Source organism: Corynebacterium sp., from assembly GCF_030532715.1.
GTDB lineage: Bacteria > Actinomycetota > Actinomycetes > Mycobacteriales > Mycobacteriaceae > Corynebacterium.
In genome coordinates this window covers 182,985-196,749 of the sequence record NZ_JAUNKO010000004.1, presented here as the reverse complement: position 1 = coordinate 196,749, position 13,765 = coordinate 182,985, and the positions used below count along the sequence as shown (strand labels likewise).

The window sequence follows — 13,765 nt, the reverse complement described above, 5'->3', positions numbered from 1 at the left end:
GTGAGCAACACGGGGCCGTTCACCCCGGCGCGCAGCTCGAACAAGCCCTCGAAAACACCCTTTGACCTGCCCATCAACCTCCTACCCCCAACCAAAAGATCATTCCCAATTGGGTAGCGCGCTTGCTATTCTAGTTGCAGCATTTCTACTGCTTTGAAACCTTCCTTGGGGGTTTGCCATGCACACTCGCACAGTTGTGATCCTGTGCTCCACTTTGATGTTCTTGTCCGGATGTTCGCTGTTTAGGTCGGATCCTCCCACCATGCTGGTGTTCGACGCTTCTTCCAGCATGCTCATCAACGATGCTGACGGTTTGCGCATCAACGCCGCGAAGGCTGCCGCCCGCAACTTGATTGAGACAATGCCGCAGAAAACCCAGTTGGGTATTGTGGCTTACGGGCATAGCGTGGGCGATAGCCCTGCCGAAAAGGGGTTGAGCTGCCAGGATGTGGCGCTGGTGCGTAAATTGGAGCCGATTGATAATTCCTCGGTGACTTACAACAGCATTGGCGGTATCACTCCCCGCGGGTGGACTCCCCTGGCGAAGGCGATTGAGGAAGCCGCCAACCAGCTGCCTTCCGACCAGGCTTCCAGCATTATCGTACTTTCCGACGGCGTGGATACCTGCGACGGGGATTTTGAGGCGCTCACCAACACCATTACTCACACGCACCCAAACCTGCGTATCGACGCCGTGACGTTCAAGGAAGACGCCCAGCATTTGGAGGCAATCACCGCCGCTACCGGTGGAATTTCCGTGACGGCCGATAATCAGCAGCAGCTCACGCAGCGCATCAATGCGTTCCGGGATGAAGACCTGCACAAATCCCTCAACGGCAACGGCATAGACGGGATCAACCTAGGCGATTCGGTGGAGGAGATTCAGCAACACAAACCGGGCTTCCCCAACGTGGAATGCAACGAGTCCACCTGCACGGTGACGTTTAAGAAGAGCGATTTCGTGTTCCAGGATGGCAAGCTGCATTCCATTGAGCCGAGCAATCCCACCACCATTGACGGCGTGGTCATCGGCGACTCCATAGAGAAGGCCATCGAGTTGTGGGGCGAACCCGCGGAACAAAAGCAACTCCCCGACGGCACCACCGAATATCTTTTCCCGGTTGGGGACGAGAACTCTTGGAAGGTGACCACCCAAGACAAGGAAATCATTAGCATTACCCTGTGCCGCTGCAAACCCAGCCAGCAGGCCTCCGAGCGGAAAAGCACTGGTGACATCGCTGCGGGTACCGCGCTCAAGGACCTGCCCGCGGGCTTGGATATCGGCAGCGCCACCACCATGGGCGACTTTTACGCGGTGAAGCACTCCAACGGGGTGCTCATTTTCGCCGAAAACACCGACAGTGATCCCCTAAACACGAAGGTGGCCTACACGCTCCCTTTTAATCACGACGGCGAGCTCCGGTTGAATACCCGCCAAGAAGCTGACGAATATTTCGGCCAGCCCGAGAAATATGGCGTGAAAAACGACAAAGAGTTCGCCGTCTACCCCACCGATGATCCGGATTTGTTTTACGCCGTGCAGTGGAACCCCGGCAAGGAGGGCTATACGGAAATCTTGCCGTTGAAGTCCGCTGGGGATTACTAGTTGGGGTGAGGTCCGCGGCGTCGATAAGCTACGTGCATGCGTATTGTGCTTGCTTCCGCGTCCCCTTCCCGGCTTGCTATCCTGCGCGGGGCCGGAGTCGAACCTGTGGTCCACCCCGCCGACGTCGACGAAGCACGCTTGCTCGAAAGCATGGGCGACGCGGGGGCGGCGGAGAAAATCCTCGCGCTCAGCCAAGCGAAGGCCGAAACCGTAGCCGCCAGCTACCCCAATGATGTGGTGATAGGCTGCGACTCCATGCTGCTCCTTCCTGGGGAATTGCAGGGCAAGCCCCTCACCGTGGAAGCCACCATCGAGCGCTGGAAGCAGCAATCCGGGTCCCGCGCTGAGCTCGTCACTGGGCACTGCATCATCGCCCCCGGAGGAAACGAACGCGTACTCGAAGCGGCAACCACAGGCGTTGTGTTCGCCGAGGTCAGCGACGCCGACATCGAAGCGTACGCAAACAGCGGCGAACCGCTCCACTGTGCGGGAGCGTTCACCCTCGAGGCGCTCGGCGGCTGGTTTATCGACCGCATCGAAGGCGACCCCTCCAACGTCATTGGCCTCAGTCTCCCGCTGGTTCGCCGGGCACTTTATCAATTTGGGCACAACGTTTCAGATTGTTGGATCCGTTAACATATGACATATGAAATACGTGCCCTACCTTGCCGTCGTTGCACTTGTGCTGAGCGCTTGCTCAACGAATGAACCTGGGGACACAACACCCAAAGACAACACGTGCAACTTCACCGAACACGGCAACGCCGCGCGGGAAGTTTCCATGCCCAGTGGACCGAACACCGGCAACGTCACCGTCAAACTCGCCACCAACCAAGGCGAGCTAGCCCTGAATCTCGACGGCTCGAAAGCCCCGTGCGCAGCTGGAACAATTGAGCACCTCGCCAAGCAAGGGTTCTATGACAACACCCTGTGCCACCGGATTACCACGGAAAACATTTTCATCCTCCAATGCGGGGATCCCACGGCGACGGGGTCCGGCGGACCAGGGTTTACATTCCAAGACGAATACCCCGTAGGCACGGACGAGCAAGGGTTGTACACCGCCGGCGTCGTCGCAATGGCGAACTCAGGGCCGAACACGAACGGATCCCAGTTCTTCCTTACGTACAAGGATTCGCCACTGCCGCCGAACTACACCATCGTCGGGCGCCTCACCGAAGAAAGCATGCCGGTACTCCAAAGCATCGCTGACAAAGGTGCCGCCGAAGGTGCCCGCGATGCCGCCCCCGCACAAGCCGTCCACATCGAAAAGGCCACCTCATGATCAATAAAGACTTGCTAGCCCCGCCGCCCGTGACCCTGCCAGACACCCTTGCGCATATCGACGCCCGCGAGCACCCCGAAAGCCCACTCGCTTGGGCGTTACTCGCCGAAAGTGCCGACAATGATTTGGTGCGCTACGCCTATGCCCGCCCCGGATACCATCGAGGACTCGACGCATTACGCGCAAACGGATGGAAAGGATTCGGGCCCGTGCCCTGGTCGCACGAACCCAACCGTGGGGTCCTGCGCTCCATCGCGCAACTCGCCCTCGCCGCGAAAGCCATCGGCGAGGACTCCGAATATGATCGCTGCCGCGCACTGTTGTCCGATTGCGATCCAGCCTGCGTCTCGCACCTGCTGGATGGGCAGCAATGAACTATAACGCCCAGCCAGAAGGCTTACACGTCCTCCCGGAATGTCTGCCGCACGGCGTTGACGACGACCAAGCACAAGAATTCCTCGACCTGTTATGGGCCATGCTGCTCCAAGGCGGCGATCCTGAATTCGACGAAATGGTCGATTACATTTGTGAGTACCCCTTCTTTAGCGAGAGCGATCCTTCCCAGGAATTAGAGCCGCTGGGTGTCGAGGAAGCCGAGCGCTTGGCGGAATACCTTATCGAACAACGAATCGCACAGCAGCGCACCTTCGGTGAGGTCCCGCCCATGCCAATCACGCAGGCTTTCGCAGAATTGGAGGAACTTGGGGTCATAGCCAAGGAAAATTTCGCCTGCTGCCAAACGTGCGGGCACGACGAAATCCTGTTGCAAGTCCGCGATCCCCAGCAGTGGAAAGGCTACGTGTTTTTCCACCAACAAGACGCCGAAGACATATTCGAGACTGGGGAAGGTGCATTAGCGTTTGGCCACGCCCCCGGCGGCACCGACCTCGATATTGCCGAGCTCATCAACGGCACCATCCTGCCGGTGCTGCACAAACACCACATCACCGCCACCTGGAATGGATCCCCACGCACCCGCATTCTCCTTTCCGGCGTACAGCTCTACTACCCGCTCGAACCCCTCACCCCGCAAGAAGCCCAAAGTCCCCACAGCTGAGCACCAACGCAAAGCAAAGCCTGGACAATGAATTGCTCCCCGCCACACTCGGTGCAGCGGGGAGCAATTCAATCTTGCAGGATTAGGCGTGCTTGTTCTCCACACGGGAGATAGCTTCATCAGCAACCATTTCCTGAATACCCATGTCCAATTCAGATGTGAAACCGACACAGGAACAGTTGATTTCGCCGAGGACGTAGGTGTCGCCGCCGTCCGGGGCGTCGTCAAGCATGAAGTCGGCGGTCCAGATCAACGGAATGTTGTCGCCGCCCAACTTCTCAGCAATCACTGGGCGAACCTCAGCGAACATGTCCACCAAGTCCTGCCACTTCTCCGGGGAGTCGTAGGTGTACTTCGCGCCAGAGAACAAGGTAGCGGAGAAGTTATCGCCACCCGCGGCCGGCTTCTTGTGCACCACGAACACCGGGTGCGGGCCAACCAGCAGAATGCGGATCTCACCCTCGACGATGCGCGGCATGAAACGCATATCCACGAGCATGCCGTTATCGCCAATGATGTACTGGTCGCAGAAATCCATAAACTCGCCGAGTTCACGAATCTCAGTGTGGTTATCCACAGCCTCGGTGCAGCGCAGCTTCGTGTCGAGCGGCAATTCGGTGCCTGGTTCGACAGATGCTGCGAGTTCCTTATCTTCCAGCTGGACGCGCCAAATGCCCTCGCCGGTGGAGCCGCGGTTCTGCTTGAGCACGCGCTCACCGTAGGAAAGCGAAGACGGGAACGTCTTGTGGAAGGTTTCCACATCGTAGTAGGCGTAGGTATCAGATGGGACAAGATCGGTATCGGCGAGCTTGACCAACGCGTCCTTGGCGCCGTAGGACATCATCTCGTCGGGGCGAGACATACCCACGAGGCCCGCTTCGTCGGACAGCTTCGTAAGAAGGTCGAAGTAGCCCTTCTCACCGCCAGGAATGTTGCCTGGATTCACACGGGAGATGTAGGCATCAAAATTCTTGGAGATGTACTCGAACAAAGCTTCAGACCACTCGGGGCGGTAGTACACAACTTCCGCGTGCCAACCCTTCGCTTTGATGGCTTCCACGATTGGCATCGTGTCCTTGCGGTGGCCATTGAACTGCTTGTCGCTGCCGCCTTCTACCTCGAACACGACAATAGCCTTATGCATAAACTCTCCTCTTGTGTGGGGGATCAGACAACCACCGTAAGAATAAGACATAAGACCACACTGGCGCTGGCGACGTAACCGACGCCACACCCACAACCGTGCCTGTGGGTTACCGTAGGAATAAGCTGGATTAGGCATCATCGTAGAGAGGACATTCAATGACCGCCCCGTTCGACCCGAATCCCCAGTTTGCCGAATACGCCCACCCAGAACGCCTCGTCTCCGCATCATGGTTGAGCGCACGCTTAGGCACACCCGGGCTGCGCGTGGTGGAATCCGACGAAGACAGGCTTCTGTATGACATCGGCCATATCCCTGGGGCGGTCCGAATCGACTGGCGCAAAGACCTCAACGATGCCGTTGTGCGCGACTATATTTCCGGCGAGGCGTTCGCGGAGCTGATGAGATCAAAGGGGATATCGCGAGACGACACGGTAGTTATATACGGCGACAAGTCCAACTGGTGGGCCTCCTTCACCCTGTGGGTATTCGAACTCTTTGGCCATAAGGACGTTCGCCTGCTCAACGGCGGCCGCGACGCGTGGATGGCGGAAGAGCGCGACACCTCCTTCGTGGTGCCCGAATACCCCCGTTCGGATTACCCTGTGGTCGAACGTGTCGACGCCCCGCTGCGCGCCTTCGCCCCTGAAGTACACGCGAACATTGGTACTACTCCCCTGTTGGACGTTCGGACATTGGAGGAATATACGGGTGAGCGATCCAACATGGAAGGCTACCCCGAAGAGGGGGTAATGCGAGGTGGCCATATCCCGACCGCGATGCACATCCCGTGGAACTTGGCGGTACACCCTAATTCCCGGTTCCGCTCGCGCGCGGAGTTGGAGGATATCTACGCGGAGGTTGCGGACGGCTCCATTGTGTATTGCCGGGTTGGGGACCGCAGCGCCCACACGTGGTTTGTGCTCAAGTACTTGTTGGGCCGGGACAATATCCGCAACTATGACGGCTCCTGGGTGGAGTGGGGCAACATGGTCCGGATGCCCATTGCGGTCGGCCCCACCCCCGGTGAGCTAACATCAAATTAAACGTCATTCAGGCACGCAGGTCGGAGCCATAGTCACCCCTGTACAGGGGACTAGCGCTACCCCCTAGCGTGCATTTTCGCTGCAATCCCGCCTTGGTTTCACAAGTTTGTGTGTAAGAATGAGTGGTGTTCTACTGCTCCTCATACCCCAAGTGAGAAGCGGCACATTTGGTAACAGAGGCGGCGCTCGTCGCGTCGCGGTGCACAAACTTCAGGAGGGCTCTCGTGACAGTCGAGACCAAGAAAATCACTAAGGTACTGGTCGCCAATCGCGGCGAAATCGCTATTCGCGTTATCCGCGCCGCTCGTGACGCGGGCATTGCAAGTGTTGCTGTCTACGCAGAACCGGATGCAGATGCACCATTCGTCACCATGGCAGACGAGGCGTTCGCGCTGGGGGGCCAAAACTCCGCAGAGTCGTACCTAGTGTTTGACAAGATTCTCGATGCTGCTAAGAAATCCGGGGCTGACGCAATTCACCCCGGCTACGGCTTCCTTTCCGAAAACGGCGATTTCGCCGAGGCCGTAATTAATGCCGGCCTGATCTGGATTGGCCCTTCCCCGCAGTCCATCCGTGACTTGGGTGACAAGGTTACCGCACGTCACATCGCGTTGAAGGCGAACGCCCCGATGGCTCCCGGCACCAAGGAACCGGTGAAGGATGCGGACGAGGTCGTTGCTTTCGCAGAAGAGCACGGCTTGCCTATTGCTATTAAAGCCGCATTCGGTGGTGGCGGCCGCGGCATGAAGGTCGCTTACACCATGGACGAGGTGAAGGACCTCTACGAGTCCGCTACCCGTGAAGCGTTGGCCGCGTTCGGTCGTGGCGAGTGCTTCGTGGAGCGCTACCTGGATAAGGCCCGTCACGTGGAGTGCCAGGTCTTGGCCGACCAGCACGGCAACGTGGTGGTGGCTGGTACCCGTGACTGCTCCCTGCAGCGTCGTTTCCAGAAGCTGGTGGAGGAAGCTCCCGCACCGTTCCTCACCGATGATCAGCGCAAGCGCCTGCACGAGTCCGCCAAGGCTATCTGTAAGGAAGCCCACTACTACGGCGCCGGTACCGTCGAATACTTGGTCGGTTCCGACGGTCTGATCTCCTTCCTCGAGGTGAACACCCGCCTCCAGGTGGAGCACCCTGTCACCGAAGTCACCACCGGCCTCGACCTCGTTCGTGAGCAGTTCCGCATCGCCGAGGGCCGCGAGCTGCACATCAAGGAAGATCCGACGCCGCGCGGCCACGCTTTCGAATTCCGCATCAACGGCGAGGATGCTGGCACCAACTTCATGCCGGCTCCGGGCAAGATCACTAAGTACGTGGAGCCCGCCGGCCCGGGTATCCGCATGGACTCCGGCATTGTGGAAGGTTCCGTCATCGGCGGCCAGTTCGACTCCATGCTGGCCAAGTTGATCGTGTACGGCGAGAACCGTGACGAGGCTTTGCAGCGCGCACGCCGCGCCTTGGACGAATACGTTGTCGAAGGCATGCCCACCGTTATCCCGTTCCACCGCCACATTGTTGACAACCCGGCATTCGTCGGCGACGGCACCAAGTTTGACGTCTACACGAAGTGGATCGAAGAGGCGTGGGACAACCCGATTCCGGCCTACGTCGACCCCGCCGACAGCGAGGAAGAGGAAGAAGCAACGCCGGCGCAAAAGGTTGTCGTGGAGATCGACGGCCGTCGTGTCGAGGTGGCACTCCCCGGCGACCTCGCCTTGGGTGGCGGCAATGGCGGCGCCAAGAAGAAGGCCAAGAAGCGTCGTGGTGGCGCTGGCAAGAAGGCCGTCTCCGGTGACGCCGTGGCAGCCCCAATGCAGGGCACCGTGATCAAGGTGAACGTCGAGGAAGGCCAAGAGGTTGCCGAAGGCGACACCGTGGTGGTTCTCGAGGCCATGAAGATGGAAAACCCGGTCAAGGCTCACAAGGACGGCGTAGTCACCGGCCTGGCGTGCGCCGCTGGTGAGGGCGTTTCCAAGGGCGCCGTGCTCATGGAACTGAAGTAACCTTCACCGCCCCAAACCTTTGGGTCCGCTTCGGCGGGCCCATTTTTATATCCCCCATTGAACGCGCGTCAACTGCGTTACACTTGCCTCCATGGAAGCAATGGAACTCAATGGGGGCCGCTTCTACCTGCGCCCCCTCCACGACGACGACCGTATCGACGATCGCCCTGCCCTCAGCGCCATTTCCGACGACCCCGCCGCGCTCATCGCGGAGGCACGAGCAGGCTGGGCGTCAGAACGCGTGTTCACTTGGGCGGTTTGCGAACAAACAAACGTTGAAATGCTGGCGCTGGCACGCTACGACGGTACGGTGAAGGTAACCCCGATTGGGGACCCACAACGAATCCTCCCCAACGACCCGGTACTGCCACAGAAGACTGTGGCCGATGCTGTGGTAGCTGGAGAGGAGACGGTTACCCGCTGGGCAGAAAGTTTCTTTTAGTCGATCGTAGCGGGAACCTTGCGTTGCTCAACACCGTTGTAAGCGGACAGCGGGCGGATCAGCGAATTGCTCTCATTCTGCTCGATAATGTGCGCGGTCCAGCCTGTGATGCGGGACATCACGAACAGTGGGGTGAAGAACTCAACCTCAAACCCGAGCAGGTGATAAGCCGGACCTGACGGGAAGTCAAGGTTCGGCTTAATGCCCGTACGCTCATCCATAGCCGCAGCCATTTCCTCGTACATCTTGACCCACTTGGCACCATCGTGCTTCTCGGCGAGCTCGCGGAAGGCCGCCTCCATGGTGGGAACGCGGGAATCACCGCGCTTGTACACACGGTGGCCGAAGCCCATAATGAGTCGCTTGTTATCCAACGCATTATTGACCCATTCGCGCGCCTTTTCCGGATCTCCGATCTCCAGCATCGTATGCATTACGGCCTCATTTGCGCCGCCATGCAGTGGGCCCTTCAAGGCGCCGATCGCGGCGGTCACGGCCGAGTAGGTGTCCGACATCGTGGAGCTGACCACCCGAGCAGTAAAGGTGGACGCGTTGAAGGAATGCTCAGCGTAGAGGATCATCGACTTATCAAACGCCTCAACATCCGCACGATCACACACACCTTCGCCAAACACCATGTCGAGGAAGTTTTCGGAAAAGCCTTTCTTAGTGGATGGCTCCACAAAGTCTTGTCCGCGGCGACGCCGGATGTCCAACGCGACGATCGTGGGCAACTTTGCCATCAATTCCAACGAGGAACGGCGAATGTGATCTGAATCCTTGGTGTATGCCTCCGGATCCTGGGCACCGATGTAGGAAATGGCGGAACGCAGCACGTCCATGGGGTGGCAGGACAGCGGCATTGAGCGCACCATATCAATCAAACCGCGATCGATTCGGCGCAATGCCTTCTCACGAATGGAAAACCGGCGCAATTCGTCCGGGCTGGGGAGCTCCCCATTCCACATCAGATAGGCCACTTCTTCGAACGAGCAATAGCGGGCGAGCTCCTGAACCGGGTATCCGCGGTAGGTCAGGGAGTTCGTTTCGGGGACCACTTTGGACACAGCGGTGTAATCAACTACAACGCCATTGAGGCCCTTATGAATTTCGGTCATTTAATTTTCCTTCCTATACGTGAAGATCTCTTGGTCGAACACATTGAATTCGGAATAGCGGAGCAATTCATAGAGCCGGGAACGGTGCTGCATGCGGTCGATCCACCCGGTCTGCGTGCCGGTTTCGGCAATTTCTTCGAGCGCCGCTTCGACCTGGCCCATGGCGATGCGCAGCGTGGTTACGGGATAGATCACCGCGTTATAGCCGATGGCTTCCAGGGTTTGCGCGGAAATCAGTTCGGATTTGCCAAACTCGGTCATATTGGCAAGTAGTGGGGTATCGACCGCCGCGCGGAACTTCTCGAAGTCAGCTTCGGTCTGCAGCGCTTCGGTAAAGATCAGGTCCGCCCCGGCATCCGCATACGCCTTGGCACGGTCGATGGCGGCGTCTATGCCCTCGATGCCGGCGGCATCCGTTCTCGCACAAATGATGAAATTCTCATCACGCCGTGCACTCACTGCAGCACCTAGGCGACGCACCATTTCATCGATGGGCACCACCGCCTTGCCATCAAGGTGGCCACACCGTTTGGGGTTAACTTGATCCTCGAGATGGCATCCAGCCACGCCCGCATCTTCCAGCTCAGACACTGTGCGCGCTGCGCTCATGGGCTCGCCGAATCCGGTGTCCGCATCCACAAGGACAGGTAGTTCTGTGACCCGTGCGATCTGCCGGGAACGGCCCGCGACCTCTGTCAGGGTGGTCAAACCAATATCCGGCAGCGCCAAATCCGCGGCAACGACCGCGCCGGAAACATACACGCCTTCGAAACCTGCTTCGGCGATGGCACGGGCAACCAGCGGGGAAAACGCTCCGGGGAGCCGCTGAATCTTGCCCGAATTAAGGCCCGCGCGAAATACTTTTCGACGCTCGCGCGCATCACCCGATGAGAACATGTTTGTCATAGCAGCCCCTGCGGCGTGGCCGGAGCTTGGTTGAGTACCTCTGCGGAGAGTTCGATATTAAGCTCGCCGAGGTCATCAAGGGTTTCAATATTGGTTACTGCGGCAAGGAAGCGATCTTGTTCCGCCGGTGCAACGATGCCGTCAGCCAACGTGCGGAACTTTTCTTCGTACTGCTGACGAGCGAACGGACGTGCGCCGAGCGGGTGGGCGTCGGCAATCGCGAGTTCGTCTGAGATCACGGTACCGTCCTTGAGACGCACCTCAGCGCGGCAACCGAAAGCCTTTTCGTTGGGATTTTCGGCATGGTAGCGGCGGGTCCACTCCGGATCCTCGACGGTACGAATCTTGTGCCACAATTCAATGGTTTCGGGGCGGTGCGCACGCTCGGAAGCATAAGAGCGCTCGTGATGCCACGAACCGTCTTCAAGTGCGACGGCGAAAATGTACATAATCGAATGATCAAGCGTTTCGCGAGTCGCATCTGGATCAAATTTCTGGGGATCATTCGAACCGGTGCCGATGACGTAATGCGTGTGATGGCTGGTATGCAAAATGATCTCTTCGATTTGGGTGAGATCACCGATCTTGTCGCGCATTCGTCGCGCCAAATCAATCGGGGCTTGTGATTGGTATTCGGCGGAATGTTCCTTGGTAAAGGTGTCAAGGATCGCCCGCTTTTCCTCGCCCGCCGCGGGCAATGGAATCGTGTACGCATGATCGGGTCCAGATAGCAGCCAGGCAATCACGCCGTCTTCACCCTCCCAGATCGGGGACGGCGCGCCTTCGCCACGCATAGCACGGTCTACCGCCTCAATACCCATCTTTCCGGCGAACGCCGGTGCGAATGCCTTCCAAGAGGAGATCGCACCCTTGCGTGATTGACGGGTGGCAGTCGTGGTATGCAACGCTTGTCCAACCGCCTGATAGATCACCTCCACCGGCAGTTTCAACATGGTCCCAAGCCCTGCTGCGACCGACGGGCCAAGGTGCGCGACATGGTCGATCTTGTGTTCGTGCAGGCACATGCCGCGGACCAGGTCGACCTGAATCTCGTAGGCAGTAGCAAGGCCACGAATCAAATCGGTTCCGGAAGCCTTCACGTGCTGCGCCACGGCCACCAGCGCCGGGATATTATCGCCCGGGTGCGAGTATTCCGCAGCCAAAAACGTATCGTGGAAATCCAGCTCACGGACCGCCACGCCATTTGCAAATGCTGCCCATTCGGCCGAGTAGTTTCCGCTAATACCGAAAACTTTTGCGCCATTGGCTGATACTGGATGGGCCTCAGCCTGGCGGCGCGCAACGGTGACGGGGCGTCGCAACACAGACGCCGCAGACACCGCGGCATTATCGATGATGCGATTGCAAATCATCTCCTTTGTATCCGCGGGTACCGCTACTGGGTCCGCGGCTACTTTCGCAATTTTGTACGCCAGGTGCTCGGCGATGGGAAAATCCTCCGCCGAGCGGTGCGTACGAACAATGTGTTGCTCCATTCAGTCTGCTCCTCACAAAGCTGCTTAACCCCCCAATTTGGAGGGTGATATCGGACGAACAAAACTGACCGTATAAGCTTTTTGAAGTGCATAAAGGCTTGTGTGAGACGCAAAAATATGCGTCCATATTCGGCGATTTTGCGAAATTTGTGTAACTCGCTGGTCGTCGTAGAAACGGAAAGGAAAGCGGCCATGGAAAAGCTGTATGCGGGGGCAAGAATTCGGACGCTGCGGCGCACGCTTGGCTTGACCCAGACGGCAATGGCAAAGCAAGCGAATCTCTCAACCAGCTACCTCAATCAACTTGAAAATGATCAGCGCCCTCTTACAGCCACGGTGTTAATGTCATTTACCAAGGCTTTTTCCCTTGATTCGACATACTTCTCCCCAGATGCCAACGCCCGTTTTGTAGCCGATCTACAAGAAGCATTTACTTCTGCCGGCCTCCCCAATGTTCGCGCCGATGAATTGCATGACCTAGTGAATCGCTACCCCGAGCTAGCGCGGGGCGTCATTCACCTTGCGCATTCCCTCGCCGATGTGACAGCAGCAAGTCAAATTTCCACAGACTTCGCAGGAATCTCCTCAGCACCCCTTCACACTACCCCCGAGTATGTTCCTACAACTTGGAATACGAATGCTTTTGAAAACGTCCGCGACTTTTTCTACGAACGCCGGAATCACATTCCCGAGCTGGATGAAATCGCCGAAGAGTTCGCTGGCACGCTCGGCGGGCCTGGACTGCGGGTAACAAGACTTACGGCGGCATTGGACGCACACCACCAAGTATCCGTTCGCTACAAAGCGCACCAAGATGGTCCGCGGCGTATCTACATAGATCGGCAAGTTCGGCTACGTTACGATCTCACAGAAGCCCAGCAGTGCTTCGAACTTGCTCTTCAATGGTGCTTTTTAGAGCACAGCAAACTTTTGCAAAACCTTGCGTCCGACCCAAAACTCTCTTCGGAAGCGCAAGCACTAGCCAGGGTCGGGCTGGCCCAGTATTTCGCCGCTGCCGTAGTCATGCCATACACCGAATTTTTAAATATGGCGCACCAAACTGCGTACGATATCGATCGTATCCGGGCGCACTTCGGCACAGGATTCGAAACTACTTGCCATCGCCTATCAACACTCCAGCGCCCGAAACAACAAGGCGTTCCCTTCTTTTTTATCCGCACCGACCGAGCGGGGAATATCTCTAAGCGTCAATCCGCCACATCGTTCCACTTCTCTCGCTCCGGCGGCGCGTGCCCAAAGTGGATTGTGCACCGCGCATTTGAAACACCCGGCCAAATCGTTCGCCAACTTGCCCAAATGCCTGACGGCAGAACATATCTTTGGATTGCCCGAACCGTTACGGGCCCGTCCCGCGGCTTCGGCACCAGCCCCACGCGATTCGCTATCGGCCTAGGCTGTGACCTCGAACAGGCCCGCAACCTTATCTATTCCCAGGGGCTCACCATATCCCCTGACGCCGCAACCCCGATCGGCGCCGGCTGTCGGATTTGTCCCCGCGACACCTGCCACCAGCGCGCCTTCCCAGCTACTGGATATGCACTGGAAATTGATGAAAACATCTCCCCCGATATTCCCTACCGTCCGCACCTAGATTCGGGGCTGGCACAAGAATGCCAACCCCGCTAGGCCGAGAAGACCTGC

Annotated in this window: 13 protein-coding genes; 9 read left to right on the top strand and 4 right to left on the bottom strand. The window is 58.1% G+C overall.

Annotation, left to right across the window (positions count from 1 at the left end; all coding sequences use genetic code 11):
* Positions 1 to 178 precede the first annotated feature (178 nt).
* The 5 genes from Q4D83_RS07830 to Q4D83_RS07810 are packed head-to-tail and all read left to right on the top strand — an operon-like array spanning position 179 to position 3,948.
* A complete protein-coding gene (locus Q4D83_RS07830; protein ID WP_303174472.1) occupies positions 179 to 1,606 on the top strand; it encodes a VWA domain-containing protein in 1,428 nt (475 codons plus the stop codon).
* A 36-nt stretch (positions 1,607 to 1,642) separates the two neighbouring features.
* Entirely contained in the window at positions 1,643 to 2,242 is a 600-nt protein-coding gene (locus Q4D83_RS07825) for a nucleoside triphosphate pyrophosphatase (RefSeq protein WP_303174470.1), read from the top strand.
* A 10-nt stretch (positions 2,243 to 2,252) separates the two neighbouring features.
* Entirely contained in the window at positions 2,253 to 2,891 is a 639-nt protein-coding gene (locus Q4D83_RS07820; RefSeq protein ID WP_303174468.1) for a peptidylprolyl isomerase, read from the top strand.
* A complete protein-coding gene (locus tag Q4D83_RS07815) occupies positions 2,888 to 3,265 on the top strand; it encodes a DUF3151 domain-containing protein (RefSeq protein ID WP_303174466.1) in 378 nt (125 codons plus the stop codon). The genes Q4D83_RS07820 and Q4D83_RS07815 overlap by 4 nt, the downstream gene beginning before the upstream one ends.
* A complete protein-coding gene (locus Q4D83_RS07810; protein ID WP_303174464.1) occupies positions 3,262 to 3,948 on the top strand; it encodes a hypothetical protein in 687 nt (228 codons plus the stop codon). The genes Q4D83_RS07815 and Q4D83_RS07810 overlap by 4 nt, the downstream gene beginning before the upstream one ends.
* 82 nt (positions 3,949 to 4,030) lie before the next feature.
* On the opposite strand, the gene Q4D83_RS07805 is transcribed toward Q4D83_RS07810, so the two are convergent.
* The gene (locus Q4D83_RS07805) at positions 4,031 to 5,092 is read right to left on the bottom strand and encodes a Cj0069 family protein (RefSeq protein ID WP_303174462.1); all 1,062 of its coding nucleotides are present in this window, start codon (positions 5,090 to 5,092) and stop codon (positions 4,031 to 4,033) included.
* Between the two features lie 158 nt (positions 5,093 to 5,250).
* Here Q4D83_RS07805 and Q4D83_RS07800 point away from each other — a divergent pair, with 158 nt between their 5' ends.
* The 3 genes from Q4D83_RS07800 to Q4D83_RS07790 all read left to right on the top strand — a co-directional run bounded on the left by Q4D83_RS07800 (position 5,251) and on the right by Q4D83_RS07790 (position 8,583).
* Positions 5,251 to 6,138: a sulfurtransferase gene (locus tag Q4D83_RS07800; RefSeq protein WP_303174460.1), complete on the top strand. Its 888-nt coding sequence runs from the start codon at positions 5,251 to 5,253 to the stop codon at positions 6,136 to 6,138.
* 224 nt (positions 6,139 to 6,362) lie between these two features.
* The gene (locus Q4D83_RS07795; RefSeq protein WP_303174458.1) at positions 6,363 to 8,141 is read left to right on the top strand and encodes an acetyl/propionyl/methylcrotonyl-CoA carboxylase subunit alpha; all 1,779 of its coding nucleotides are present in this window, start codon (positions 6,363 to 6,365) and stop codon (positions 8,139 to 8,141) included.
* Between the two features lie 91 nt (positions 8,142 to 8,232).
* Entirely contained in the window at positions 8,233 to 8,583 is a 351-nt protein-coding gene (locus Q4D83_RS07790) for a hypothetical protein (protein WP_303174456.1), read from the top strand.
* Here the strand turns inward: Q4D83_RS07790 and Q4D83_RS07785 are convergent.
* From Q4D83_RS07785 to prpD, 3 genes are read right to left on the bottom strand one after another with little or no spacing between them, the layout of a single operon-like run.
* Complete coding sequence (locus tag Q4D83_RS07785; protein ID WP_303174455.1) at positions 8,580 to 9,701, bottom strand: bifunctional 2-methylcitrate synthase/citrate synthase; 1,122 nt, start codon at positions 9,699 to 9,701, stop codon at positions 8,580 to 8,582. The two genes, Q4D83_RS07790 and Q4D83_RS07785, sit on opposite strands and share 4 nt — an antisense overlap.
* Positions 9,702 to 10,607 carry a methylisocitrate lyase gene (gene prpB / locus Q4D83_RS07780; protein ID WP_303174453.1) on the bottom strand — a complete coding sequence of 302 codons (906 nt, stop codon included), beginning with the start codon at positions 10,605 to 10,607 and terminating at the stop codon, positions 9,702 to 9,704.
* Positions 10,604 to 12,103: a 2-methylcitrate dehydratase PrpD gene (gene prpD / locus Q4D83_RS07775; RefSeq protein WP_303174451.1), complete on the bottom strand. Its 1,500-nt coding sequence runs from the start codon at positions 12,101 to 12,103 to the stop codon at positions 10,604 to 10,606. The genes prpB and prpD overlap by 4 nt, the downstream gene beginning before the upstream one ends.
* A 192-nt stretch (positions 12,104 to 12,295) precedes the next feature.
* On the opposite strand from prpD, the gene Q4D83_RS07770 reads away from it, so the two are divergent.
* Positions 12,296 to 13,750 carry a short-chain fatty acyl-CoA regulator family protein gene (locus tag Q4D83_RS07770; protein WP_303174450.1) on the top strand — a complete coding sequence of 485 codons (1,455 nt, stop codon included), beginning with the start codon at positions 12,296 to 12,298 and terminating at the stop codon, positions 13,748 to 13,750.
* Positions 13,751 to 13,765: the final 15 nt, after the last annotated feature.

Coding starts and splice junctions, on each gene's coding strand:
- Q4D83_RS07830 (WP_303174472.1), top strand. CDS start 179: ATGCACACTCGCACAGTTGTGATCCTGTGCTCCACTTTGATGTTCTTG.
- Q4D83_RS07825 (WP_303174470.1), top strand. CDS start 1,643: ATGCGTATTGTGCTTGCTTCCGCGTCCCCTTCCCGGCTTGCTATCCTG.
- Q4D83_RS07820 (WP_303174468.1), top strand. CDS start 2,253: ATGAAATACGTGCCCTACCTTGCCGTCGTTGCACTTGTGCTGAGCGCT.
- Q4D83_RS07815 (WP_303174466.1), top strand. CDS start 2,888: ATGATCAATAAAGACTTGCTAGCCCCGCCGCCCGTGACCCTGCCAGAC.
- Q4D83_RS07810 (WP_303174464.1), top strand. CDS start 3,262: ATGAACTATAACGCCCAGCCAGAAGGCTTACACGTCCTCCCGGAATGT.
- Q4D83_RS07805 (WP_303174462.1), bottom strand. CDS start 5,092: ATGCATAAGGCTATTGTCGTGTTCGAGGTAGAAGGCGGCAGCGACAAG.
- Q4D83_RS07800 (WP_303174460.1), top strand. CDS start 5,251: ATGACCGCCCCGTTCGACCCGAATCCCCAGTTTGCCGAATACGCCCAC.
- Q4D83_RS07790 (WP_303174456.1), top strand. CDS start 8,233: ATGGAAGCAATGGAACTCAATGGGGGCCGCTTCTACCTGCGCCCCCTC.
- Q4D83_RS07785 (WP_303174455.1), bottom strand. CDS start 9,701: ATGACCGAAATTCATAAGGGCCTCAATGGCGTTGTAGTTGATTACACC.
- prpB (WP_303174453.1), bottom strand. CDS start 10,607: ATGACAAACATGTTCTCATCGGGTGATGCGCGCGAGCGTCGAAAAGTA.
- prpD (WP_303174451.1), bottom strand. CDS start 12,103: ATGGAGCAACACATTGTTCGTACGCACCGCTCGGCGGAGGATTTTCCC.
- Q4D83_RS07770 (WP_303174450.1), top strand. CDS start 12,296: ATGGAAAAGCTGTATGCGGGGGCAAGAATTCGGACGCTGCGGCGCACG.